At 66.0% G+C, this 25,572-nt stretch carries 22 protein-coding genes; 5 read left to right on the top strand and 17 right to left on the bottom strand.

What is annotated here, in order from left to right:
- Window positions 1–3: 3 nt before the first annotated feature.
- From XAN126_RS0111050 to XAN126_RS0111030, 5 genes are all read left to right on the top strand, one after another.
- Window positions 4–879: an ABC transporter substrate-binding protein gene (locus XAN126_RS0111050; protein WP_024278659.1), complete on the top strand. Its 876-nt coding sequence runs from the start codon at window positions 4–6 to the stop codon at window positions 877–879.
- Window positions 876–2,903 (top strand): Fe(3+)-hydroxamate ABC transporter permease FhuB, encoded by a 2,028-nt coding sequence (fhuB, locus tag XAN126_RS0111045; protein WP_024278658.1) that lies wholly within the window; start codon window positions 876–878, stop codon window positions 2,901–2,903. Before XAN126_RS0111050 ends, fhuB begins: the two co-directional genes overlap by 4 nt.
- Window positions 2,900–4,582, top strand: coding sequence for a cyclic peptide export ABC transporter (locus XAN126_RS0111040; RefSeq protein ID WP_024278657.1), 1,683 nt, complete (start codon window positions 2,900–2,902; stop codon window positions 4,580–4,582). Before fhuB ends, XAN126_RS0111040 begins: the two co-directional genes overlap by 4 nt.
- The gene (locus XAN126_RS0111035; RefSeq protein WP_024278656.1) at window positions 4,579–5,367 is read left to right on the top strand and encodes an ATP-binding cassette domain-containing protein; all 789 of its coding nucleotides are present in this window, start codon (window positions 4,579–4,581) and stop codon (window positions 5,365–5,367) included. The genes XAN126_RS0111040 and XAN126_RS0111035 overlap by 4 nt, the downstream gene beginning before the upstream one ends.
- A 736-nt stretch (window positions 5,368–6,103) precedes the next feature.
- On the top strand, window positions 6,104–6,589 hold the full coding sequence (locus tag XAN126_RS0111030; RefSeq protein ID WP_024278655.1) for a PEGA domain-containing protein: 486 nt from the start codon (window positions 6,104–6,106) through the stop codon (window positions 6,587–6,589).
- Between the two features lie 14 nt (window positions 6,590–6,603).
- On the opposite strand, the gene XAN126_RS0111025 is transcribed toward XAN126_RS0111030, so the two are convergent.
- The 17 genes from XAN126_RS0111025 to XAN126_RS0110940 all read right to left on the bottom strand — a co-directional run bounded on the left by XAN126_RS0111025 (window position 6,604) and on the right by XAN126_RS0110940 (window position 25,571).
- Window positions 6,604–6,846 carry a hypothetical protein gene (locus tag XAN126_RS0111025; RefSeq protein WP_024278654.1) on the bottom strand — a complete coding sequence of 81 codons (243 nt, stop codon included), beginning with the start codon at window positions 6,844–6,846 and terminating at the stop codon, window positions 6,604–6,606.
- A 74-nt stretch (window positions 6,847–6,920) separates the two neighbouring features.
- Window positions 6,921–7,397 (bottom strand): thermonuclease family protein, encoded by a 477-nt coding sequence (locus XAN126_RS0111020; RefSeq protein WP_024278653.1) that lies wholly within the window; start codon window positions 7,395–7,397, stop codon window positions 6,921–6,923.
- Complete coding sequence (locus XAN126_RS0111015; RefSeq protein ID WP_024278652.1) at window positions 7,394–7,618, bottom strand: hypothetical protein; 225 nt, start codon at window positions 7,616–7,618, stop codon at window positions 7,394–7,396. Before XAN126_RS0111015 ends, XAN126_RS0111020 begins: the two co-directional genes overlap by 4 nt.
- 361 nt (window positions 7,619–7,979) lie before the next feature.
- Entirely contained in the window at window positions 7,980–8,768 is a 789-nt protein-coding gene (locus XAN126_RS28295) for a hypothetical protein (protein WP_155982286.1), read from the bottom strand.
- Between the two features lie 231 nt (window positions 8,769–8,999).
- Entirely contained in the window at window positions 9,000–10,106 is a 1,107-nt protein-coding gene (locus tag XAN126_RS0111005) for a hypothetical protein (RefSeq protein WP_024278650.1), read from the bottom strand.
- The gene (locus XAN126_RS28290; RefSeq protein ID WP_155982285.1) at window positions 10,106–11,341 is read right to left on the bottom strand and encodes a hypothetical protein; all 1,236 of its coding nucleotides are present in this window, start codon (window positions 11,339–11,341) and stop codon (window positions 10,106–10,108) included. Before XAN126_RS28290 ends, XAN126_RS0111005 begins: the two co-directional genes overlap by 1 nt.
- A gap of 228 nt (window positions 11,342–11,569) precedes the next feature.
- On the bottom strand, window positions 11,570–11,923 hold the full coding sequence (locus XAN126_RS0110995) for a hypothetical protein (RefSeq protein ID WP_024278648.1): 354 nt from the start codon (window positions 11,921–11,923) through the stop codon (window positions 11,570–11,572).
- A gap of 3 nt (window positions 11,924–11,926) precedes the next feature.
- A complete protein-coding gene (locus XAN126_RS0110990) occupies window positions 11,927–12,337 on the bottom strand; it encodes a 3TM-type holin (RefSeq protein ID WP_024278647.1) in 411 nt (136 codons plus the stop codon).
- Window positions 12,338–12,340: 3 nt separating this feature from the next.
- On the bottom strand, window positions 12,341–12,613 hold the full coding sequence (locus XAN126_RS0110985) for a hypothetical protein (RefSeq protein WP_024278646.1): 273 nt from the start codon (window positions 12,611–12,613) through the stop codon (window positions 12,341–12,343).
- Window positions 12,613–13,401: a hypothetical protein gene (locus XAN126_RS0110980; RefSeq protein WP_024278645.1), complete on the bottom strand. Its 789-nt coding sequence runs from the start codon at window positions 13,399–13,401 to the stop codon at window positions 12,613–12,615. Before XAN126_RS0110980 ends, XAN126_RS0110985 begins: the two co-directional genes overlap by 1 nt.
- Before the next feature lie 144 nt (window positions 13,402–13,545).
- Window positions 13,546–13,965, bottom strand: coding sequence for a hypothetical protein (locus XAN126_RS0110975; RefSeq protein WP_155982284.1), 420 nt, complete (start codon window positions 13,963–13,965; stop codon window positions 13,546–13,548).
- A gap of 31 nt (window positions 13,966–13,996) precedes the next feature.
- Window positions 13,997–14,260, bottom strand: coding sequence for a hypothetical protein (locus XAN126_RS26255; protein WP_024278643.1), 264 nt, complete (start codon window positions 14,258–14,260; stop codon window positions 13,997–13,999).
- A gap of 18 nt (window positions 14,261–14,278) precedes the next feature.
- The gene (locus XAN126_RS0110965; RefSeq protein ID WP_024278642.1) at window positions 14,279–16,675 is read right to left on the bottom strand and encodes a glycoside hydrolase family 18 protein; all 2,397 of its coding nucleotides are present in this window, start codon (window positions 16,673–16,675) and stop codon (window positions 14,279–14,281) included.
- A gap of 3 nt (window positions 16,676–16,678) precedes the next feature.
- The gene (locus tag XAN126_RS0110960; RefSeq protein WP_024278641.1) at window positions 16,679–17,047 is read right to left on the bottom strand and encodes a hypothetical protein; all 369 of its coding nucleotides are present in this window, start codon (window positions 17,045–17,047) and stop codon (window positions 16,679–16,681) included.
- Between the two features lie 10 nt (window positions 17,048–17,057).
- Window positions 17,058–17,501, bottom strand: a complete 444-nt coding sequence (locus XAN126_RS0110955; RefSeq protein ID WP_024278640.1) for a hypothetical protein — start codon at window positions 17,499–17,501, stop codon at window positions 17,058–17,060.
- Between the two features lie 9 nt (window positions 17,502–17,510).
- Entirely contained in the window at window positions 17,511–18,692 is a 1,182-nt protein-coding gene (locus tag XAN126_RS27120) for a hypothetical protein (RefSeq protein WP_155982283.1), read from the bottom strand.
- Window positions 18,693–18,938: 246 nt separating this feature from the next.
- On the bottom strand, window positions 18,939–25,571 hold the full coding sequence (locus tag XAN126_RS0110940) for an LPD23 domain-containing protein (RefSeq protein ID WP_024278639.1): 6,633 nt from the start codon (window positions 25,569–25,571) through the stop codon (window positions 18,939–18,941).
- Window position 25,572: the final 1 nt, after the last annotated feature.

Here is a 25,572-nt window from a genome sequence, read left to right as displayed (position 1 = left end):
GCCATGAACCGCCGGCAGGCGCTGGGGGCGATTGGCGCCGGGCTGCTGATGCCACGCGCAGCCCGCGCCGAGGCCTGGCTCGACCGACCGGTGGTGGCGCTCAACTGGGGCGTCGCCGAGACGCTTTACGCCATGGGCGTGCGCCCGGCCGGAGCAGCCGAGATCCCGGGCTACGATGCCTTGGTCAGGCAGCCTGCGACGCCGCGGGGCGTTGCCGACGTCGGGCTCCAGGGCGCGCCGAGCATGGAGGCGCTGGTGGCGCTGGCGCCCGACCTGATCCTGATCCAGTCCTGGCAACAGCATCTGCACCGGGGCCTTGGACGCGCCGCCCGGGTCGACAGTGTCACCATTTTTACCGGCAAAGACGACGCCTATGCCAATGCCGGCGTCGCCACGCGGCACATCGGCGGCCTCCTCTCGTGTTCCGATCGAGCCGAAGACCTTATCGCCACCTGCGACCGGAGGATCGAAGGCGCCCGGACGCGGCTCGCCGGCTACGACGGAAGGCCGCTTTATCTCGCCCAAATGCTCGACGGCAACATCATCAGCCTCTTCTCGACTGGCAGCCTGTTCCATGCAGCGCTTTTGCGTCTCGGGCTTAAGAATGCGTGGCGGGGCGCTCCCAACCTTCTGTGGGGTGGCACGCGGGTCGGTATCGAACGTCTTGCCGATGATCCGGAGGCGCGTCTGGTGCTGGTCGATCCCGCCGGTGCGCCCGCAGCTCGCGGCCTGCTTGCCGGCGACCTCTGGGGGCTGCTGCCGGCGGTCCGCGCAGGACGGGTGGTCCGGATCAGGGGAGCCTGGGGCTTTGGCGCCCTGCCGAGCGCCACACGCTTCGCCGAGGCCCTCGCCACCGCGCTGGAAAAGGGGGGCGAATGACTGACCTCCCGGTCCTCCAGAAGGCCCCGCCAAGGTGGGCCGGCGCCGCGGTGTCGGCCGGAGCCGTGTTTCTCCTCGTCGCCGTGGTGCTGGCGCTTTCGGCGGCGCGGCTCGGACAGGACGCCTCTCCGAGCGCGTTCGGCCACCTCGCGACGGCGGCGCGCCGGGGGGACATGACGGCTGCCATTTTTCTCTATGCAGATCTGCCGCGCATCGCCGTGGCCCTGCTGGCTGGAGCGATGCTCGCATTGTCCGGGGTCCTGTTCCAGGAGGTCCTGCTCAACCCCCTGGCGGAACCCACCACCCTCGGTGTTTCCGCCGGGGCGCAACTCGCCCTGGCCCTGGCCACGCTGTACACGCCTGCGCTGGTTTCCTTTGGCCGGGAATGGGTGTGCCTCGCCGGCAGCACCGCTTCCCTGTGCGTGGTTCTGCTCCTCGGAATGGGCCGGGGCTTTTCGTCCGTCACGGTCATTTTGGCGGGCCTCATCGTGTCCCTGTTCGCAGGAGCGGCCGAGGCGATCCTCAATATTCTCAACCACGAGCGCCTCGTGTCGGTGGCGATCTGGAGCACGGGCGTGCTGACGCAGAACGGCTGGGCCCCGACGCTCTTCCTCGCCGAGCGGCTGCCGCTCCTGGCCGTCGCCGCCTGGGCGCTGGTCCGGCCCATGGCGTTGCTGGCCCTCGACGAGACGACAGCGCGTGGACTCGGGATCCCCGTCGCCGCGAGCCGCCTTCTCGTCCTCGCCGTCGCGGCTGCCCTTGCCGCGTGCGTCGTGAGCGCGGTGGGGGTCATCGGTTTCGTCGGTCTTGCCGCCCCTGCCCTGGCGCGCCATGCGGGCGGGCGCCGCCTTTCCGTCCGAATCTGGCTCGCTCCCCTGCTCGGCGCCGGTCTCCTGCTCGCAGCGGACCAGAGCGTGCTGGCACTCGCCCCATGGGTGCCATCTCTCCCCACAGGCACCCTCACCGCCCTGATCGGAGCGCCACTCCTGCTGTGGATGATGCGGCGGCGGCCCACGCCGAGCGGCAACAACCCCAGCATGGACGCGGGCAGCCCGCGGGCAGCGCGCCCTGCCGCTCGCCTCGCCGGGCTTGCTATAGCCGTGGCGGTGGCCGCACTCGTTGCCGTGCATTTCGGACGCGGCCCGGCGGGTTGGACGGTGGATACAGGTCCGACGTTCGATGCCCTGCTGCCCTGGCGATGGCCGCGGCTGATGGCGGCCAGCGGCGCCGGCCTGCTGCTGGCCGTGGCGGGAGTGGTGCTGCAGCGGCTCACGGGCAACCCATTGGCGAGCCCCGAGGTACTGGGTGTCGCGCCGGCCGCCGGCCTCGGCATGATCGCCGCGACGCTGCTGGTTCCAGCCCCCGACGCAGGCGACCGCTTTTTCGCCGCGGCATCGGGCGCGGCGCTGGCGCTCGCTCTGCTTCTCGCCTTTGCGCGACGGGCCCACGCGGAGCCGGAGCGCGTGCTGCTCCTCGGCGTGGCGATCGCCACCGCGTTCGGCGCCCTCGCCACGGCCCTCACGGCAAGCGGCGACCCGCGCCTTACGGGCCTTCTGTCCTGGATGGCCGGATCCACCACCGACGCAACGCCGCGGGACGCCCTCGGCGTTCTTGCAATGGCGGCCGCGGTCATGGCCGCGAGCCCGCTGCTGGCCCGGTGGCTCCTGATCCTGCCACTCGGGGAAGCGACGGCACGAAGCCTTGGGCTGCCGCTAAGGGCAAGCCGGCTGGTCCTGCTCGTCTTCGCCGCGGCAGCGACAGCGGCGGCGACGCTCGCCATCGGACCTTTCAGCTTTGTCGGCCTGATGGCCCCGCACATGGCACGGATGCTCGGGCTCAGGTCGCCGCTTCCACAGATCGCCGGTGCTGCACTGTGCGGCGCGCTGGTGATGCTCGCGGCGGACTGGCTCGGCCGTACCTTGGCCTTTCCCTACGAAATCCCGGCCGGCCTCGTCGCCGCCGGCATCGGCTGCCCTTATCTCCTCATCGTGCTGGCACGAAAGCCAAGAGAGACGCGTGCATGAGCGCCAACGCGCCGCTCTCGGCCTCCGCCGTTCTCCTGCATGCGGGCCAGCTTCTGGCGCCGCTCTGGCGACTGCTTGCCATTGCCACTGCGGCCGGCCTCTGCGGCGGCCTCGCCACGCCTTGGCTGCTGTCCACTGTCAATCTCGCCCTGCACGCACCTTCGGGCGAGGAAGCCACCCCGATCATATCGTTCGTCGCCTTGTGCGGGCTGAGCCTCGGTGGGACCGCCCTTGCCGGGGCGCTCAACAGCATCCTGGGGCAGAAGCTCATCGCGGCGTTGCGCAAGGACATTTCCGCCCGGATCCTGAGGGCGCCGATCGCAAGGCTGGAAGACTATCGCAGCCACCGGCTCATGGCCGTCCTGACCACAGACGTGGATACCGTCTCAGCCTTCACCTTCAACATGTCGGGCTATGCCATCGCGCTGGCGGTGACATTGGGCAGCATCGGCTATCTCGCAGCCCTGTCACCCGCCGCATGCGTGATGGCGATGCTCTTCCTCGGCCTGAGCGCCGCGGCCAAGCGCTTTGCCCAGCACCGCTGGATCAGGGACTACGAGGCCGTGCGCCACGCCCAGGACGACCTGCACCGGCAATACCGCTCCATCATCGAGGGGGCCAAGGAGCTGAAGCTCCACCAGCCACGCCGTGCCCTGGTATTCGGCACGCGGCTGGGCGGCGCCGCGGACCTCATCTGCAGGCACAAGAGCCGCGCCATGACCCTCTATTGGGTTGCGGACGTTGCCGGCACCGGGGGCATCTTTATCCTCATCGGCCTGCTGATCGCGGCGCATGGCGCGCTGGGCATGGACAGCGTCGCCCTGAGCGGAGCGGTGATCGTCCTGCTTTACGTGCGTGGCCCCATCGAGCTTCTCGGCTCTGCCCTGCCCATGCTCGACCAGGCGCGCATCGCACTGGAGCGCATCGCCCGGCTCTCCCAGGCCCTGGCCGACAGCGAGCCGGGGCTCATGCTCGCAAAGCGGGCGGCCAAAGCGCCGCCGACCTTCACGAGTATCACCCTCACTGCGATCATCTACCGTTTCCCCGCCATGGAGGGCGCTCCCTTCGTCCTTGGGCCGCTCGATCTGCGGCTTGAGCGCGGCGAGCTGGTCTTCATCGTCGGCGCCAACGGCTCGGGCAAGACGACGCTGGTCAAGCTGCTGCTGGGTCTCTACGCGCCGTCCTCCGGAACGGTGTGGCAGGACGGCGTGGCGGTAACGGCCGAACGCAGGGATGATTATCGCCAGTTGTTCAGCCCCATCTTCTCGGACTACTTCCTCTTCGATGAGATCGCGTGCGACCTGCGGGAGGGCGCCGCGAGCGCCCTCCTGGAACGGTTCGACCTCGCCGGCAAGGTCTCGCTCGAGGGCGGCCGCTTTTCGACGACGGACCTTTCGACGGGCCAGAGGAAGCGCCTTGCTCTCGTGGAGGCGCTTCTTGAGCGCCGGCCGATCCTGATCACCGATGAATGGGCGGCCGACCAGGACCCGGATTTCCGCCGCCTGTTTTACGAAGAACTTCTGCCGGAGCTGAAGCGCGAAGGCCGTACGCTGATCGTGGTCAGCCATGACGACCGCTATTTCCATCTAGCCGACCGCATCGTCCGCATGGCCGAAGGCCGCATCGTCGAGGACGCGCAAGCCGTCCGGCCGAGGATTGGAATGGAAAACGCGCCATGACGACCGACACGACGGACTTGTTCACCCTTGAAGACGTGACCTACGCTGTCGCCGGACGCGTGCTGCTCAAGCCCCTGACCCTGAATATCCCCGCCCGGCGCGTGGTCGGCCTGATCGGGCACAACGGTTCGGGCAAATCTACCCTGCTGAAGCTGCTCGCCCGCCAGCATCCGCCATCGGGCGGCGCCCTGAGGTTTGCGGGGAAGGCGCTCACCGAATGGGGGCATCGTCCCTTTGCTCGCAAGGTTGCCTATCTGCCGCAGCAGACGCCACCGGCACAGGGACTTCTGGTGCGTGAGCTGGTGGCGCTCGGTCGTTATCCGTGGCACGGGGCGCTCGGCAGGTTCAGGGCCGCCGACCGGGAGAAGGTCGTCGAGGCTATTGCGCTCACCGGAATGGAGGCTTTCGCGGACCGGCTCGTCGACACGCTGTCGGGCGGCGAACGCCAGCGAGCCTTCATCGCTATGCTGGTGGCGCAGGACGCCGAATGCCTGCTGCTCGACGAGCCCATCTCGGCCCTCGATATAGCTCACCAGATGGAGGTGCTCTCGCTGGTGCATCGTTTGGCCGCGGAGCGCGGACTCGCCGTGGTGGTGGTGCTGCACGACGTGAACATGGCTGCGCGCTTCTGTGATGAGATCGTCGCGCTGCGCGCCGGCGAGCTTATTGCTCGCGGCACGCCGAACCATGTCATGACCGCCGATACCCTGGAGATGATCTACGGCATAGCCATGGACGTGCTAACTCGCCCGTCAGGAGCAGCGCCGCTTGCCTTTGCGCACTGACATGCCAACACGTCCGACCAACACGTAGACCCCGTGACTGCGGTCGCCGCCTTCGAATGGCGAATCTCGATGAAGCAGATTGTCTGCCCCCGTCCCTACGCGAGCAATTCCGGTTCTGCTGGAGGCTTTTCGCCTCACGCTAAGGATCATCCAAGCCCCAGCAGTGCCGTGACTAGAGCCGACATCCGCTTCTAGGCGATCGACCATTGCACGGAAGTGGCGCGGGCGTCTCCAAGTTGGACAGCTGCGAAGCGCAGCACGTCCCGCCGGAGTGCCGGTGGCGACGACGCTCGCCGCCCGCACCCGTCCGAAGTGCGAGCGGCTCACCTCACGAACGCCGCCCACGCTTCCATGAGCTTCCGGCGCTTTTCGAGCGCATCGGAGCGCCCGTAGGACGGCATAGCGCGAAGTCGGGCGAAATCTGGCTTGGTGCGGACCGGGTGCGGACCAGAGCCCAAACGCAAAAGGGCCGCCTTGCGGCGACCCTTGCGAAAGCCTTGATAAATCAAGGATTTTTTGGTTGCGGGGGCGCGATTTGAGCGCACCCATACCTATCTCGCGCCCCTCGTGATCCCGCTTCGTTCCAGGGCGCAGGCCAGCGCGCGCGGCAGGAGAAGGTGAGGCGATTCGGCATGAACTGCCGCGCCCGCCGGATGCCAGCGCTACCCGAGGGTAGAAAGGCGGTAGACTCTCAACCTCTGCCTTGGCATTGTTCCCCTTAGGTCAGGGGACTTTCATGAATACGAAAATGAGGCTGGCGCTCGTCCTGGGCGCCGCGGCGGCGCTTGCCGGCTGCGCGACGATCACGCGCGGCACCACGAGCCAGGTCCAGATCCAGTCCGAGCCCACCGGGGCGGATGTCCGCACCTCCACCGGTTTCACCTGCACGACCCCCTGCACAATGACGGTGAACAGGAAAGACGAGTTCTCCGTTACCTTCTCGAAGGCGGGCTTTGAGCCGGAAGAGGTCGAGGTGAAGACCCGCATCGCGGGCGAAGGCGCGGCCGCCGGGATCGTGGGCAATGCGATCGTGGGCGGGGTGATCGGCCTCGCTGCCGACGCGGCGTCGGGCGCCACCCTCGAGCACACTCCGAACCCGCTGCGGGTCATTCTCTATCCCAAGGGGAAGAAGCCCGCAGACGCCGCACCGAACATCGTATGGCCGCAGGGGCACGCGCCGATGGCTAAGCCAGGCGAGCCGTCAGCACAGTCGGCAAGCTGAGCTTCGACGGGCGATCACTGCCCCACGGCATCCTTCACGCACTTGGTGGTGAAGCTGGTCTGCGCAGCGCCGTGGAGCTTCTTCTCCGTCGCCTGGGTACCGCAGGCCGCGGTCGCGTCCTTCTGGCACTTGGTGAGGAAGCTGGTGCGGGCCGCGCCGGCAAGCTTCTTCGCGTCGGCATTGGCGACGCAGGTGTCCGCCGAGGCGGCGGCAGCCGAAAGCGACAGCAGGGCGAACGCGATGGCGAGCGTCTTCATGATTCCCTCCCACGGACGAAGCCGATGGAGGGAGGCTATCATCGGCAGAGGCGCCGTTCGACGGTGCCGGAACGTCACTGAGCCCCCTTCCGCCAGTCCCACGGGGCCACGAATTCCATAGCCCACATGCCCGCGCTGGCCGTGCGCGCCTCTTCCTGCTGAAGCAGGTATTCCCGGCTGTACCGGACGAAGGCGAGCGCCCAGCCGGCGAGCACCATCGAGGCACCCACATCCTGCCCCTCCACCGCGCAATGGGCGAGCATCCGCCCGTAGCGGTCCTTCCCAGCCTCCGTGCAGGTGACGGCGTGCTCGGCCAGCAGGTCCGCGAGGAAGAAGGCGGCCCTCTGGCCGCAGCGGACCACCTCGCCCGACTGCTTGGACGTGCAAGTCTGCCGGCTCTCTGGCGCGTCGATCCCCTCCAGGCGGATTCGGATGCCATGGATCTCGATGGTGTCGCCGTCAATCACCGAGGCTCGGCCGGCGAGCGGCTCCGCATTGGCCGCCGTCGCGGCGAGGCACAGAATGGCCGCCAGTGTCGCCGCACGCCTCATTCTCGCCCCGCCCTGCTCGGCTCCGGCTTCGTCCAGTCCCGATCCAGGAAGATAGCAGCCTGCAAGATCGCGTCGAGGAACGCAGAGAGCGCTCGGTATTCCGGTGAGCCGATGGGTGCGATGGCCATCAACTGGAATACCGAGGAGCGAGCGGCTGCGACGGTGCGGATGAACTCCTCCGTCTGGGTCGGAGACCAATGCCGCTTGGTACGCCGGGTCATGACCCCGGCACCGCACGACCGCGGCGGAAGCCCGACGATACCTCCACCCTAAGGCGGGACATCTCGTGCTCAAGATAGGCTTGCCCGACCAAGAGCGCGCGGATTGTCGCCCGCGGATCCCCATCGCAGGCCGCCAAAGCCTCGTCTATCTCTGCATCGCTGACGTCAAAAGGGGCTCGCTCGGCGGGCTGTGGCTCGCTCGACATGGGTCATCTCCGGCGCTGATCTGCGCCTATGGATTCCATGAGAACGAACAGGGAACAAGCCACGAGATATAGGGGCTGTCGTGCGGCGGGCGCTGTGCGGTCGCTAAACGCTAGGTTCCATTCCCAAGGTCCAACCTCAAGCGGTCCAAGCGACGTTACTCGTCTTGAACGGATCGCATGCACCTTACGATCTGCTCCTCAGTATCGAGCGCCTTCTTCTGAATCTTCTCAATGCGTGGATCAGATAACCGCTCAAAATCCGGGCTTATACGCCTTACCGGAACCGGAATTTCAAACGTGATTTTACTAAACCGACTGCATTGATTTTGAAATAGTCGAACAATTTTCTGAGCTGTTTGCCGCTGGGGTTCGGGTATTTTATCGGCAGACTCCTGATAGAACTTGAGATAATGCGGCCAGATCACCTCTCTCCTAATGCGGGTCCTATTTTCATCCCAAAGGATTGTAAGAACCCATGGAGCAACAATCACTGCCTCCGACCGACCAGCCAACCGCTCCTTAATATAAGAAAACTCATTCTGTTTGGACTGGGACGCAGCTTCAACAACAGCCTTTGATAGATCCGATTGCTCCTGCTTTAGAGCTGCAATCTGCGCTTCCGCACTCGATCGGAGTTCGCCAAGGGAAGCAATTTCCGATTTCAATTTAGTCGATTCCTCATCTAGCTTGCGGAGCTCCCCCTCCTTGGAAGAGATATTTTTCTCAAGATTTTCTTTCGTATCCTGAAGATTGAGGATTACGCGATTACGATAAGCCAATTCTGATTGAAGATACTGAACAAGTGCCTGCGACGTCGAGGAAAAGAACAACGCGTAGACCGCCAGCGCGACAGTCACTAGCGAGGTTCCTGCTGAGAAGATCTGCGCCCAATTGGACAATGGCCGAGAGGGGCGTTTGGCGCTTTCAGAGGAAGATACGTCCATGTCGCAAACCCGGGAAGCATATGCCCTTACTAGGTTAAGGTATTAGCCCGCCAACACAATACCGGAGACGTAGCAGACCAGTCTCGTAAACTCTTTTTTAGTTAGCGTGGTGGCTTACACCGCCACTCATATGCACGCTTGACAGACATCGAGGCAACCGCAGAAGCTGGACCCATGACGACACCGCCCCGGGGTTTAGCCACCATGAGATCGCAGCGCACATGAAGTACGCTAAATTGGTAATGACCCTTGAGGGGCGCTATCGCCGGCCTTCTGCTTTCTAGGGAGCTCAAAATTCCCGAGGACCTCCGAGCGGCGAACACCACCATAATCGCAGAGCAGGCCTATGACGACCTTGGCCTCTATGCTCTTCAGCTCCGAAGGACGTATGCAGACTTTAGCGAAAGCGGCCTCTTCCAAGTCTTGGGCGGCCTTAAATAGCTCATGGCCTGAGTTCGCCTTTGAAAAGAATTCTACAAGCCCCTCGACCGGCAGCTCTGAGGTCGCACGTTCAAAGCCGCTCCTAATTTGCGCTGCGGCTGCGCCGCTCTGGTCAAGAAATTCAGTAGCTACACTCTCGGCAAAATCGAGGTACTTCTTCGCTACGGCGTCGTCATTCTGGCCGAAAATCATACCTGAGCGGAAATGATCCTTCCTGGTATCGTGGTCCGAAAAAACATGATCGCGACCAAGATAGTCTGCGCCAATCGCCACAAGGGCGCAACAATAGTAAAATGCCCTAGCAATCGGACCAGTCATAGGACGTTCCCGATCTCGCGCTTCCATTAAAAGTCGGACCGCGTCATCCACCCAGTGATTTAGAGCTGCGAAGTCTATACCCTTCGAAACCTCAAGCTTAGCACTCTCCATCAACGTTGCTACGTTTGACGTCCCGAGAGCGACCTGCCTCCACTGCCCTTCCAGATCTTCCAAAAATAGACGCTCGCTGTCCTTCGAGTACCGTTTGACGATCGCATCGAAGACGCCGACCGAAAGGACCTTTATTTTGAGCCGATTAGCAAACTTAAACGCGCTGTCTCGCGCGCCATGTGTAGCAATAACCGCATCATCCGCACCTACGGCAGCCTGGAGACCTTTCAGCCAAATGGCTCGTTCGAAGGCTTTTCCCCGCTTCTTGTTCTTGATATCAACGATGCTGACATGACGGGAGAGCGGGCTAGAGCGCGTGTAGACCCACAGATCGATGTCGGTCACCGTCTCGGAGCCCTCCTTAACCGGAATGCCTCGAAGGACAAACGACCCAAGCCCCCTGAAATACTCGCGAAGGGCCTCCTCGGCCGCGCCGCCTTTATCGATGCCATCGGGATTTTTCGCCATCACCGCTTCCTCAATATGTTCAGCGACCGGGCAGCCGCAGCCTTTGCCTCCGGTATCTCCTTCCGACGCTCTTCGGTTCTCACGGCTTCCGGCCCCACAAAGTCTGCCGCGCGATTGCCAATCACAAGCTCGGCCGCGATGTTGGCAGCGTTGCCCTTGAGAACCAGTTCGCGGGCCATTTTGCCGACCTCAGGCTTGAGAAGCGTCAGCCTATGCCCGCTTGACGACGAACTCACATGGACAACCCCTTTTCGCTCAAGTGGGATATAGTCTCGCGTGATCGCGTTTGCCCACCCTTCGACGTACCCTCGACCGATGAAAGCGTCCATCAGTACCTGCGGTGACCGTATCCTACCCCGCTCGGGAGGGCTCGCCAAAATGCCGAAAGTTAGGCTGCTGGACAGAGCCTTCGCGTCATCAAGCATATCGGCGAGCCCCGAAGGCACGAATTTTGTTAGAGCTTCCGGCTTCGTGACAAATTCCGTACTCCCGAATTCGTTCGAAACAATGCTGACCTCGAAATAGCCAATTTGGTGAAGCTTACTCCAAAGCACGTCACCTATGATTTTACGAACACTTGCAGCAGGCAAACAACCGCTCAACCGCAGCCGCTCGTCAGCTTCCATAAGGTTATTCTGCTCTACTGCTGTGAGACTCTCCAGAATCTTTCTGGCTTTCTCGGCGTGCTCCCGCTTAAACAATGATCCATTGAAATATAGGCGATCTTCACCCCTACCTTCATAGTCTACGAACCCAATGTGCTCGGATTGTGAAAATAAATCCTGAATCTCGACGCGCGAAAGATTATATGTATCTGCTATTTCTTCTGCGCAGTCAGCCTTCCTTACGGGACTTGTGCTTCCAAGCTCCGCAAGCTCGATCGCTGCATACTCGATCCCTGCTGGATCGTGAGCATCGAAAATGTTCGCCGCGTGCTCTAAAAGCCTAGCTTGTGTTACGCCCAATACCGAAACGCCATTATCCTCGCTGTGAACCAGTCCCTCTGATCCCAGCACGTCGAGCAGACCAGGGAGCTCGTGCTTCCGAATACCAAGCTGGCGCCCGAGCTCCACGACTCTCTCGTGAGTCACGGTCCATTCATCTTCCCTTGCGATGGCCGATAGCAAGCGGGCCGATCGGCCCGCGATTGCAATGTTATCGAATGCGACAGTCTTGCTGTTTAAGAGCTTCTGGTCGTGGTGCAAAAGCCACCCGCCCACGACACCCTTTGCCAACTTTCCTTTCCCGACTGACATTTCGCCACCCTACAATCCAGACTCCCTATGGGGCCGCAGATCAACCTAAGAGAGTTTGCCGGATTCGGCGAGCCAGAAAGCTCCGGCATTCGCCGCATAAGCCGCACCGTCAATGACGTAACTCCCCAGTAGGATTAGTGGTCGGCAATAGGGTCTATCAGGTAGCTTCGAGAGGCTAATTTCCCGCCGACGCTCCAATGAGATCAGTCAGGCGCGCGGCGGAGCGGGTGGGAGGCTTGGCGGAGGCCCGTCCCGCCAAATCCGCGCCCAACGCATCAGCGCCTCGCACAGCGACATTCCGATGAGGCCGAGGACGAACCCGACCATGCCCTCCATGGAGGCGACAGGGATATCCGGCACCCCCAGATATCGGGCGGTCACAGCCGCAGCGGCAGGCGTCCCGTAGCCCGCCACGATGGTGCCGACAACGGCCGTCGTGATGTGGCGCATGATCGATCCTCCTGGATTCGTGAGCGATCGGGCGAGGCCGCCGGCGGCGCCGGCGATGAGATGGGCCAGCTTGATGCCGAGGATCGTCGGCTCAGGGGGCAGGTCAGCCATGGGTCACTTTCGGCGTGAGGTGACGATGGAGGAAATCTTCTCGGCGCTGCGCCCGAAGAAGTAGGCTCCGACGACGGTCATGCAGACGTTCCAGAGCTGCGGGGACAGATCGTCGGTAGTGCCCCAGCCCAGCACCTTGTCCCAGATCACCACCTTCGCCAGGAAGATGATGAAGATGAGCGCGAAGGCAGGGCGCACCGCGGCGGTGTACCAGCGGCCCTGCTCCGCCACGATGATGGCGCGGGCCTCCGTCTGCGCCGCTGTCTCTGCCCGGATGGCCTCGATGGTGGCCTGCGTCCGGATGCGCTCGCGCTCCGTCTCGGTGTTCGCCTGGGCCTCCATGTGGCCCAGGACCTTGTCCACCACCCCACCGGAGAGGAGCTTCAGCACGAACCCGAGAATGGCGGTCAGCATGGGCTATTCCTTCCGCATGGGAGGCGTGCTGGTGGTCATGCGCAGGACCACGTTGCCGAGGCCGATGGCCGCCGCGACGAAGGCGCCGTTGCGCTCGCCCAGCAGGCTCACCCAGTCCACCGCTCCGAACTGATCGAGGACGTAGGGCACGCCCTCCAGGCCGATGGTGAGCCCGTTGAACACGAAGGTACGCCAACCCTTGGGAGCGAACAGGTAGGCAAGCGCCATGGCCAAGGCGACAAGGCCCAGGCCGAAGATGAAGTGTGCGACGGTCATCACTTCCTCCCCTTCAGGATGAGGACGATGGCGAGGCCGATCAGGCCGCAGCCGGCGCCGATAAGGCCGATTTCCCACCACTGCATGCCGGCGGAGGTCGCCACCACGGCACCGGTCACAGCGCCGGCCGCAGCGGACCCGGCCTTCTGTGCGGTGGTGGAGGGCGGCGCAGGCGCCACCTCAATGGGCACGTGATCGGGCAAAGGCGGAGTGTCGGCCGCCGCGGCCAGGGCACGGACGCGCTTCAGCAGCACGATGGCGCCGCACTGGCCGGAGACCGCGCTGGGGTCCCATTCGCCATCGGCCACATACTTCCCATGGAGGTAGTGGTTCGAATAGCTCCACAGGTAAGGCGAGAGCACCTCGGGGTGGTACTTCCGGTAGCCCCAACCGTTGTAGTCCTCCAGCACGAAGCACTCGCGCTCCTCGGACCAGTCCGTCACCTTGTCGAGGCCGTCGTAGCGCAGCGCATCGATGGCGCTCTCGTCCCAGGTGAAGGGAGGAGACCCCGCCTTCGGACGCCCCGCCGGCACCTGCCGCGTGCGCGCCGTCAGAGGGTCGCCATTGTGCAGGTGCTGCTTGAAGCTGAGGCCGCACTCCATCGCGTGGATGACGCCGATGATGGCCCATGGAACGCCGGTCGCCTTGGAGACCGCTTCATATCGGGGCCGGTTCGCCACGATCTTGCGCGCGACTGCGTCAGCGGCAGCGAGCTTTTCAGGGCGGATGGTCATGGTGGCGAGCAGGCGCGCGTAATCGCCCCTCAGCTCGCTGAAGGTCATGGACATGTTTGATCCTCTGGGTGCTGGAAAATGAAAAGGCCGCCCGGAGGCGGCCGTGTCAGATTGGGTTGTCTGCCCCTGGCCCTGACCGGGGCGGATGGAAGCCGGGCGGTCTGCCCCCATAGGTCGCCCGGCTCACCAGGTGAGACCTCAGCCGACCACCTTGCGGATCGAGACGTTGTCCGCGGTGAAGGACACGCCGGAAGCGCCGGCCACCATCTGGATGATGGCGTCTGCGCCAGGTGCCACGAAGGTGTATTCGACGACGCCCGGGCCCGCGTCGCCGGTCCATGCGGTGCCGATCCAGGCATAATCGCCCGCCGCGCCGCGGATCATCTGGACATCGAAGCCGGCGCCGACGAGCAGGCTAACGTCGGCGAAGACGCGATAGGTGGCACCCGCCTCTAGGGTGACGGCCTGTTCCATGCGCCCGTTCGCGCCGGTGGCCAGCACGGTGACGACGCCGTCGGCGACGCTGGCATCCGCATTGATGTGGGACCAGCCCGTCAAGCCGGCGTCGAAGGTGCCGTTGGTCACCAGCTCCGGGCCGAGGCCGGACCTCACCCCCATCGGCGCCGCCGACCACAGGGAAGGACCGAGCTCAAGCATCGATCCGCAGCCCGACGATATCGGTTGCCGTGGTGGCGGCGAGCACCTTGTCCACCTGCTGCGGCAACATCGTCCCGGCCGGCACGCCGACGAAGGTTACGGTGGACCCCTTGCGGGTGCGCACCGCCACGTCGCCGCCGCCGCCGACCCAGAGCGCCGCGAGCGGCGGGTCATAGACGGTGGCGTCGGACTTCACGACGGCGACGGCGTCCGTGGCCGTGCCGATGGTGCGCTGGATCTGGTAGGATTCGGCCATGGGGAACCTCCGGATGGATCAGGTGAGCCGCGGGATGAGGATGGCGCCGCCCGCGCCCAGGCCGCCGTCCGAGGCGAGCGGCTTGGTCGCCTCCGGCAGGTCGTAGAGCCACGCGGTGAGCTGGGCGGCCATGTTCCCGTCGGGCCAGGCGCGCGTGACGTTGCCCGGGTGTTCGAGGACCCCGCCCAGAAGCGAGTACATGAAGGCCCCCTTGCCGCCCTTCTTGATGACGAAGTTCAGCATCTCGGCCATTTCGCCATAGGAGCGGTGCACCCCCTCCCATTCCGGGGATCCCGTGCGCAGGCCCATGTAGAGGTCGAGTGACGGGAAGTGGAACTGGTAGGCGGCGAAGGCCCGCAGGGGATTGAAGGTCGCTCCGGCGTCATAGGTCTGGATGTGGAGACCATCCAGCGCCGCGAGCGCCTCGGCGTCCCGCTTCACGCACGCCATGTAGCCGCTGTTCCAACCCACGGGCGTCTCGTTGGCGAACTCGCCGAAATAGGCTCCGACGTGCGGCGGGGCGGCGGTGATATAGTAGTCCGGCCGGGGGAAATACTCCCGGTACAGCTTGATGACGCTCACCAGCTCCGCATCGTGGTAGCAGTGGCGCTCGCCATCCTCGGCGGTCCAGCAGTGATAGGTCGGGTCGAGGTTCTGGCTGAAGGTCTCGTAATCGATATCGATAGCTTGGATGCCCATGTCCTCGCAGAACTTACGGGTCGCGAGCATGTGCGCCTCGGTGAGCCCGCCCCAGCCGGTCGGGTCATAAGGCTCCGGCTTCCACGCATCGACCGTGCTCTGCTGGACCGAGAGCATGATCTTGATGCCCGGGTTGCGCGCCCGCAGCAGATCGAGCGCCGCCTTGAACTGGTGCCCCGTCCCGTTGAAGCGCACGGAGGTGGTGGCGGCAACGTTGTCCTCAAGCCCCGTATAGGTGATGAGCGGCTCGGCAAACGACAGGATGAAGTACCGCACATATTTCGGGACGTGGGTGAGGTAGAGGAGGTCGGGGCTCGCCGGCAGGTTCTTCTCCAGCCAGGATTCACAATAGACGTCGAACACTTGGCCGTCGGGCTCCAGCTTGCCGACGTTGGTCGCGGTCATGTCCACGCTGGGGGCGAGCATTCGCAGGGTCGCCGAGGCCGTGAGATCCGCCGCTGCCTCGGGGCGCGCCGCGAAGTCCATCAGCAGGACGCATTGGGCGGGATATGCGGCTTCCGAGACGGAGATCACCTCTACGGTCCCATCCGCCGGCGGCGGGCCGGAGAAGACCGCCATGGAGATGCTCTCGCCCTGGGTGTTGGCCAGCGGGCTCCATCCCCAGGTCATCCCCGGTGTGCCTGCACCCTGCCAGAGCGTGGTCACGAAGCCGAAGAGACCGCTGTTCGGCTCGGTGCCGGTGAGATCGGTGCGCACGAAGGGGGCCGATTCATAGTGGAAGGCCCGCGCCGGCACCTGTCCCGTCACCCCCGAGAGCGCCAGAGCCCCAAGGATGTTCGCGCCCCTGTAGCCTGAATAACCCGAGAGGTTGATGCTGATCGTCCCGGCCCCGGGGTGCGGCACCGGGAGGATTGCGACCATGCCGTCCCCGGCGTCGAAGACAAGCTGGTCCACGAAGCTGCGGGGCACATCGTTCACCGTCACCTTGGGCAGCGTCTTGCCCGTGCTCCCCAGCACCAGGACGAGCAGGTCGCAGGCGGCGACGGCGATGGTGTGGGTGACGCTGGTGTCGCCCAGAATGCCGTAGTCCAGCACCCCATAGGCTTCCACGGTCACCGGGCCAGCGGGCAGGGTCTCGCCCGCCTCGTAGATCTCCACACCGAGGATCATGAGGTTGGTGGAGCTGTCCGCGGTCAGCTCGAGCGGATCGGCGCTGCCCGGCGCCGTGTAAAGGTGGAGGTGTCGCCCCGCGACGCCGCCGGTGGCGAGGCCCGTCCAGCCCGCCGAGGGTGTGATGGTGGCGTTCCAGAACCATTCCGCCACCGCCACCAGCAGCAGCGAGGTTGCCTTGTCGGGATCGGCCCCTACCGGGGGAAAGGCTTCGGCGCTCGCGTCCTCCGACCAGCGCGCGCCGAGCAGCCCCGCGTCGCCGGAGATGCCCACCGCCGCCACCACCGTGTTGCCCAAAGAGAAGCTGACGCCCACGTGGAGCGTGTTGCTGCCGGCCGCCGGCGCCTTAAGGGCGAAGACCGCCGTCGTGGATCCGAGATCCGTGTCCACCACGCGCGGCGCGCCCACCGGCAGGACGGTTGCCCCGCCATAGGTCACGAGCGGGAAGTCCTCGCTGACGTTATTCCAGGTCACCACCACCACGAGGAGGCCTGCGCCTGAAAGGTCCACGGCCTGCGAAAACGGGCCGGCGTGCGTGACGTCCCCGGCATCCCAGACGCCGGAATAGGTGGTCGCGACCGCCATGGCTCAGACCCTGTACGTCAGGAGGCAGGAGAGAACCTCGATGAGCTGGCCGAAGGTCATGACCGGGTTGGAGACGACCACGTCGCCCCCTCCGCCCGGCCCCGACACGGTGCCGTTCACCGAGATGCTGGCGTCGGACGATTTCAGCTTGAACTTCGTCGCGGTGCCGCCGGTGGTGCAGGTCCCGAACCACTCGCCGGCAAGCTTCTGGCCGCCGTTCACCTCGTCGGCCTCGAAGGCGGCGAGCGGCAGACGTGTGCGCAGCAAGAGCGCGTCGGCGGCGCTGTACAGCTCGAGGAAGCCATCCGTCAGGCGCGCGGCGAGGAGCGCCGACAGCGAATCCGCCGAGGCGTTGTCGAGAGAAAGGGCCAAGGGGGCCTCCCTATCCGATCTGGAAGATGCGGCCGGCGCCGAACGTCAGGCCGCCGTCGAAGGAGAGAAGCTGGAAGGCATCCTTCCCACCGGCGACCGTGAGAAGCGAGGGCGCATAGTTGCCCGACCACTTCACCGCCTCGGGCCAGGTCACGAGATGGTTGCCACCGACGCCCTGGACGATCTGGAGCACCACCGACAGGCACACCGGCTGGCCGGCCAGCGAGGATGTGAAGGAGAGCGCCGCGTCGCCGGTGAGCGTGAGCGAGAAGGCGCGCGTGAGGTCGATGTTCAGGGCCACCGCCCCGGAGACCCCTGCCCTCGCGTCCACCTCCCAGCCGCCGGCGAGATCGAGGCCGGGCTGCTCCACGCCGTCCAGCACCAGCCGGGTAGGCTTGCCGGAGGAAATCCCCACCCTGTTGCCGAACAGGGGGACATAGTTCGGGATGGCCATGGTGCTGCCTCAGGAGGTGGGCGCGGTGATGCGCAGGTAGATCGCGGCGACGCGCACCACGCCGCCGGTGAAGTTGCTCCCGACCGCAGACAGGCGGATCGCGGTTGCTGCAGCGATCACGCCGGCGCCGACCGCCCCCTGGTTGGCCGAGCCCGCCCCGGTGGCGAGCGCAGCCGCGAAGGCATCCGGAGCGCCTGCCGTCCCCACATTGAAGGAGGCGGCCCCCGTCACGGCGGTGGTGACCCGAGTGGAGACGGCCAGCAGGATGGCGCTGGCCGGGATCTGCATGGCGGTGTCAGTAGTGGCCCCGGCGAGCGCGACCACCTCCTCCGCGACGATCAGGTCCACCTTCGCGCCGCTCGCCGACAGGAATGCGGGATCGGTGCCCGCGGCGCGCCGCTTCGCCATGTCGGAGACGAAGGTGGAAACGAGGGATCGAGCGGGACCGGGCGCGGCGGGATCATGGAGCGCGATCTGGTCCGTGGCGAAGTTGATGTTCGCCTTCGCCGTCACCCCGGACAGGTCGAGGGCGAGATCAACATCATCGGCCAGCGCTCCGCCGCCGGAGAGGCCTGTGCCGGCGATGATCTCCCGAGACGAGGGAACGCTGCCGGCCGCGGCGATCAGGCCGGCGAGCACCTTTTTCTGCTTGCCGGAGTCGCTGGCGTCCACCACCGCCACATAGTCGGCCGCCGGATCCACCTCTCCGACCGTGTCGAGACCAGCGATGTTGAGCTTAAGGGACCGGTTCTGCGTCAGGTCGCCGCCACCGGAGAGCCCCTCCCCCGCCTCCACCTTCCGCACCGGCGGCACGGCCGCGCCCGTCGTGGAGGCTTGAGCGAACGTGACGGCGCCGGTGCCCACCGGAACCGGGTTCAAGGTGGTGCACCACCACTCGGTGTTCGCGCCGGCGAATCCATCAGTGACGAAGACCCGCGTGCCCCGCGTCACCTCCTTGTTGCTATCGAAGTCCGCCGCCCGCTCCCAGTTGCCCGCCCGGGCGATCCAGATGCCGTTCTCGTGCTTCGCGGTCTGGTCCTTCACCAGCACCCGGTCGCCATCGATCAGCGTGATGGCATCGAGCACGGCGAGCCCGTTCAGCGTGATGTTCACGCCAGGGGTGGCCACGCGGCACGGCCCCTTGATCGCCGCGGCCGTGATGAAGCCGGCGGCAAGGTCAGTCATTCCCATGGTGGTGATCCTTGTGCTGACTCGACTCCACCATCGGCACATGCTTGGGTTGTGCGCCAAAATTGGGAGGGCTGAATGCTCAAGAAACTCGTTCTCGCAACTCTTCTCGCTGCAACCATTGTCCCGTCCGTGGCGACGGCCGGGCCTTGCGATAACCCCAGCGATCGAGCTTCCGACGGCTCTCGCTGCGGCGGCCGTGCCTCCAGCGAGCGACCGGGTGGCAAGTGACCGCAGGGACCGGGGCGCTTATTGCGCCCCGACCTTGAGCGACCGTTTGCGAGGCTTCAGGCCGAGCGACTTGGTGAGGCCGTCTTCGAGGTTGTCGATGGCGCCACGCAGGAGCCAGAAGTTCTGGCCGGGCAGGAAGGAGCGGCGGAGCTTGTTGACGTCATAGCCGCTGGCCGTGCCCTTCCAAAGGTTCTGGCTCACGTCATAGACGTCTTCCGTTTTGCCGGCGATTGGTCCCCCAACCGTGCCCCAGAAGCCATAGTTGCGGTGTTTCGAGGTCATCTCGCCGGTCAGGCGTGAAAGGCCGACGTGACCGCCGCTCGCCTTCTCCGCCACCGTGTTCACCTGATCGAGCCAGCCGAGCAGGCCCGACGTGCTCAGGCCCTCCACCACCAGTTTCACCGGATCGGTGGGGACCTCGCGCCCCTGGATGGCCTGACGCGCCGCAAAGCTCATCGCCCCGAGCCCGATCATGGCAGCGAATCCCATGATGGCGCGGGCGTCGCGCTGCTGGATCCCGGCCAGCGTCACCGTCTGGGCGGTGGCGGTCATGAACGATTGGAACTGAAAGACCAGCCGGCCCGCCTCGTTGCCCTGCGACCAGAAGGGCCGTTCCATGCCGGGCCGAACGATGGAGCGTTCGACCCCACGGCCCACTGCGATGCTCATGGCCTCAGCCGCGCTCAAGTCCTGCCAGGCGCTGGTGTTCGTGAGCCACAGCCCGTTGAAACGCTCGCCGCCGTTGTCCGCGCTGAAGGCCGCCCAGATGCGCGCCGCCATGGGCTCGGAAATGCCGAGGTCGGCGAGCATCTCCCGCTGCCGCGGCTTCAGCCGGCCCTCGGTTGCCGCCTGCGCCGCCTTCAGCGTCTTGCTCATCACCGTGTAGCCGACGACGCGCTCCCCCATGTCGGTCCACTGCGGCAGCATGGTCATGGCCATGAATTTGTTCACGCTCGCGCCCACCGCGCGCTCCAGCGGCGAGCCCCGGCCGTAGTCGTCCAGGACGTCCGAGAAGGCGGCCATCCGGGCGTTGAGCTCGAGGTCGAGGCCCACACCCATCAGCCGCAGTTCCTCCTTGGCCCGGCCGCCCACCTCCCGGCCGATGGAGGAGACGAAGGGCGCCCAGCCGTTGCCCAGCAGCTCGATCATTCCGTGACGCACCAGTGGGGTGGCGAGGTCGGACATGGAGGAGATGAGGACCGAGCCCAGCGACGTCAGGATGTTGAAGCCGCGGGCGACACGGGCCGCTTGGTGTTCGATGCCCTGCGGATTGTTGGGCATGCCGAAGAACCCGCGCTGACGCTCCAGCAGCTTCATGAGGGTCCTGATGTCGTCGTCGGCCCGCTTGCGGGTGCGCTCGTTCGACGCCTCGATCTCCTTGGCCGTCGGCTCCTTCCCATTCTTGGCCCGGTAATCGGCGGCGAACTGATCCATCTGCCGCTGGGCCTCGTCCGCGATCTCCCTGAACACCATGGTTCCATCGGAGCTGATCTGCTTCGCGCCGCCCATGTCCGTGACGGAGCCGAAGCGCTGGACGATGGCCATGTCCATCTCCATCTGCTCGATCATCACGCGGGCGACGTGTTCGATGTCCGTCTCCAGCCACTTCGCCTTGGTCTCGAACGGCATGGCGAAGGTGCGCCCCTGGAAGGTCCGGCCCAGCTCTTCCCGTCCGGTGCGGATCGCCGCGCCGGTGGCGGCCTGATCGTCATAGGGAAAGCGGCCGGCCGGCGTGCCCACTACGCGTTGCCACGTCTCGTTGGCGCGGCCCCGCAGTTCATCCGGCGTTAGGTCGGTGCGCGCCTTCAGGATGGCCTCCACCGCATCGTCCACCGAGCCGTCGGCGGTCCGGAGCCGCGGCGCGTCGCCCGGCATACCCTCGCCGGCCGCCTGCCTCTTCTCCAGCGCGCGCTTGGCGCCCTTCGAGCTGTTGCCGTTCCAGGCGCCCACCACCTCTTCCATCTTGCCGCGCAGGGCGGCCGCCTCCGCCTCGTGGTTCGCCATGGCGGCTTCGAGCATCTGCCGGCGCACGGAAAGATCGATGGCCCGGTCCGAAAGCGTGTCCATCCGGTCGGTGTTCGCGGTGAGCGCGCGCAGCGCCTCCTCTGCCTTCGTCTCGGCGCGGCCCATGCGGCGCCGCACGCCGGCCAGCGCCACCATGGCGTCGCGCACAGCGGCCCGCGCCGATGCGCGTTCCCCCAGAGCCCCTTCCAGCGCCTGCCGCGCCTCTTCCGCCATCGCGCCGCCGGTCATGCCCTCCGAGCGCATGTGCTCCTCGCCGGCGACGCGGCGCTCCAGGTCCTCAAGGGTCTGCGGCCTGCCTTCCTCGCCGCGCAGGAAGGTGGCCACGTCGTCGAGGGTGCGCAGCGTGACGCCGCGCTCGGCCGCCATCTGCTGGATCTCCTGGGCGACCCGCGACTGGCCCGCGTGCTCGGCATCGAGGTGGCGCGCTGTCCACCAGCTAGGCTCTTCACCCCGAGCCGCGTTCACGATCCAGTCCTCGACCTCGTTCGCACCCGGCCGACCCGGCAGGAGCCCGCCGGCCTCCTCGGCGATGCGCTCGCCGAGCTGATCGAAGCTGCGCCCCTTCTCCGAGACGACGCCCCGCAGGCCTATGTCGCTCCCCTTCAGCGTGCCGTTGGGATCGCTCACCCCGCCTTGCCGGGCGATCCAGCGCAGGAAGAAGGGCGGCTCGTAGGACCGCTTGCGGCCGATCACGATTTCCGCCGCGAGCCGGACGCCGGAGAGCACCGCATCCCGCTCGAAGCGCGCCGCGCGGGTGATGTCCGCCTGCGTCCGGGGCTTGGCGAGGCGGCTCATCTCCCGGGCCTGCGCCCTGAGGTCATCGATCTCCGCCAGCGCCTGCGGGCTGGTGAGGTCCGCCTTTACCGCCCCCACGAACTCATCGAGCGAGGTGGCCTTCTCCGCGGCGCCGGTCGCCTGCCCCTCAAGCTGATCCGCGCGCTTGCCGGCACGCGCGGTCTCCATGCCGCGCTCTTTGGTCCGGGCGGCAAGCTCCTGCTCCTGCCGGTCCACCGTGTCCATGCGGCCCTGGAGCTTGCGCTGGCGCACGTCCATTTCGTCGCGCTGCTGGGCAAGCTCCTGCATGCGGGACTGGAGACGGGCCTTCGCCTGCTGGTCCGCCGCATAGAAGGCCTGGGTGTCGGCGACGAACGCCTGCTTCCGCTTCCCCACCAGGCGGGTGTTGAACATATGCGTGGCATAGGAGAGCGTGCCCGCCGGACTGGGCTTCTCGTTCCAAATGCCGATCTCCACCGCCTTGTCGGCCAGGGCATCGGCGATCTTCCGGAACTCGCCGGCCGCCTTCGCCACCTCGGGGATCGCGTGCTTGTCGCCCATGTTGGCGGCGTGGAACACCTCCGATTTGAAGTCGGCGAAGTCGAGGTGCTGCTGGTCCGGGAACATCTTGAGCACGTTGTCCCCGAACCTCTTGTGCCGCCCGAAGCGGTACTGGCTGTAGAGGTCCTCCAGCGTGCGGGTGTAGGCGGCGTATTTCGCCCGGGCGAGGCGCCTCACGTCATCAAGGTTCCCGCGCAGCCCGATGGCCTCGTCCGCCGCCGTCGGCACGCCCTCGGCGTTCTTCGCGTAGGAGAGGCGCCCGTCGCCGATCCATTCCGCGGCCCGCCGAGTGGCGGCGATGGGCGACGTCTGCACGAAGGCGATGGGCGAGCCGTAGATGGGCGTCTTCCCCGCCACCTCCGCGGCGCCAAGGGAGGACTTCAGCCGGTTGCCCTCCTCCCATCGGTAAGCGGCGCCGCCGGAGGCACCGAGCCCGCCGGCGCTGTCCGGACGCTCTTCGGCGGCCAGCATCCGGTCCATGACGCCGCGGATTTCATCCGGGATCGGCTCGCCGAGGTCGGTCAGGCTCTTGTAGATGGCGGTGAGCCACGCCTTGAACTGGTCGAAGGCCCGCTGGAGCGCGGAGGACGGAGCCTTGCCGTCTCGCAGGTATTGCTCGAAGCCCTGCGCCCACTTCTCGTGCTCGGCCCGGCCGATCTTGGACGCATCGTCCACCCCGAACCAGGCGAGCACCTGATCCAGGTCCTCCTTCACGGCGGGGCTCACCTCGGCGTCCCGGATCAGCTCTGTGAGCCAGAGGTGCGAGGACTCGTGCATGAAGGTGGACTGATCGCGCCCGCGGAACAGCTCAATGAGCGCGCGGTTGCTCTCCATCGTGATCGCGCCGCGCGGCGCGCCCTCGCCGGACTGCTTCAGCTCCGAATTGAAAATATCGCGATGTTGGAGTACACGTAGCCCTTGCCGGTTCCTGGGTGAACCATCCTTGGGCAATTGTAGCCCTCTGGATCGTACCCAGGCGCCGGCTTTCCATTTATTGAAGTAGCGCGTCAGCCCTTGAGCCATCCAGTTCAGGATGTGGCCAGGAGACGCTCGCTCGTGGATCGAGGCGATGCGCGCGATCTCCGTGCGCCCGACCTTCTCGTTGTGGTGCAGAGCGACCACGATTGACTTCGTCGATCCCGGCACATCCACCAGTGCTACGAGACTGTGCGCCGAGGTGGCGCTATCGAACACCATGACCGGATTGGACAGCGCATCGACGGCGCCCTTGATCTCCGCAGGGGTCATGTGGTGCTTGTCCACTGCCTTCCAGATGACGCTCGGCGGCAGGACGACGGGGGTGTCCTTGACCCCCAGCGCCGTGAACACCTTCGGCGTCGAAGGGAACAGCGCGGGCTTGTCCTTGGACACCCCCGATAGAGTGTCGTCGATGACCTTGCCTTGAGCCTCGCCGAGGAACCCCTGTTCCGGCACGGACTGGTAGAACCGGTCATCGCCCTCACGCCCGATCTGGCGCTCGCGCGGGACATCCTCGGTGTCCCAAGGCGGGGAGGAAAGTCGCTCCTCGCCGCTCATCGCAGATCGGGCCTCAGTGTTCCGCGCCTCCACCTCGCCGGCGTTGCGGCGATACACCTCCGCCGGCCTGTTTTCGTCGTGGATCGCGCGCAGTTCCTCGGGCGTTTTCCCTGCCCACCGGGCCAGTTCATCGGCGTCGAGCCGCTCGTGCTTCGCAACGAACGCGGCAGCGCTCTCCGGGCTTTCCCCCAGCAGAGCCACCCGGGCCTGCACTTTCTCCGCGGCACCGGCCATCCGGCCAGATGCTGCCTCGGCGGAGGCTCCTGCAATCCGCGAGTTCGAGCCGCGCGCGAAGCCTTCTTCCGCCTGGATGGCGTGCTGAATTTCGTGGATCAGCGCGAGGCGCACCTGCTCAACCGGCGCCTCAGGATTCAGCCAGATGACCCCGGCCTTCTCATCGAAGGCCCCATCCCCGCGCGAAGTCGTCGCCACCGGCAGATCGAAGACCTGAGGATAGGCCTTCTCCAGATTCGGGTTGCGGTAGAGCTCCCTGAGGCGAATGCCATGGCCGGCAGGGACCGCGCGCAGCTTGTCCGGCACGTCGGCCCCGATGCCCTTCAGATCGTCGGGAATCTCAAACCGCCACTTGCCGTCCGCCCCCCTGCCCCAGCCGGTGGCCATCCACACGGCATCCTTGTCCCAGCCGAGCTTCTCCATGTCCTCGGCCGTCGCCAACTTGCCGGCATCTGCGGTTCGGGCGCTGGGACCTGCGAACTGGCCGAGTTGTTCCCCGCCCATCGCCTCCGGGGCCTCGCCCGCCTGCACATCGACCCGCTCCGTCCGATAGAGGTCAAAGGCGCTCTCGCCGAGGCCGCGCCGCTCGGCACGGGCCGCATAGCGCGCCTGCCAGATGGCTGCATTCGCTGCGGCTTCCTCCTCCGGCAGTCCTGCGTCCACAAGCTGGCGGCGCACATCGTCGAAGACCGGGCGCGGGCCAACCTCGATGTTCTGGGCCAGGCGGTCGAACTCCGTCTTGGAGAGCTGGGACGCCGAGCGGCCGAGCACCTCGCCGAGCACAGAACCTCCGATGCCGATCAGGCCGCCGAAGCCCGCGCCCATAGCGGTGCTGGTGAGAAGATCCTGCGGGGTGCGGGTGTGGAGGTTGTTCTGGGCGATCATCTCCGAGACTAGGCCACCGGCCGCGCCGGCCACCGCGCCCTCTGCCGCGCTGCGGGCAATGCCCAGGCCGAGGCGCCCCGACCGGTAGACCGCGCCTCCGGGCAGGAGGTTGGTCGGATCGTAAGGAGCGCCGAGAAGACCCCACACGAAGGTGGAAACCGGGTTCTGCGAGCGGATTTCGTCGTTCTGCTGCTCTTCAAGGTGACGCCGCTTCAGCAGGTCCAGCTCGGCGCGTGAGCCGACGAACATCGCCTCGCGCATGAAGTTCCGGTTGCCGGCAAACTCCGTGCCCTCGATGTCCGGCCACGGGTCATAGCTGTCGTCCCGCTTGAGGCCCCAGTGGTCCGCCACCGAGCGCGCCGTGGTCACCACCGGATTCTCGTAGCCGACGGTGCTCGCCACCTGCCTCTGGTTCTCGATCCAGTCCGCAATGCCGCCGCCGATGCCGCGCGGCGGGATGGGCGGCCCCTCCTCCTCCCGCAGCGGCTCGGCCGGCTGGATGAGAAAGGTGCCGCCCGGCGCGCGCGGGGTGAGGCGATAGCTCTTCGTTGGAGCAATCGGCCCCTGCTCCTCAGGAGCGGGCGCAGCCGGGCTCGCCTCGCCAGGAGACACCGGCAAGGTGGTTTCATCGACCATG

Source organism: Xanthobacter sp. 126 (genome assembly GCF_000526175.1).
Lineage (GTDB): Bacteria > Pseudomonadota > Alphaproteobacteria > Rhizobiales > Xanthobacteraceae > Xanthobacter > Xanthobacter aminoxidans.
The sequence above is the reverse complement of the archived record's forward strand: the minus strand, read 5'-3'. Positions and strand labels throughout refer to the sequence as shown.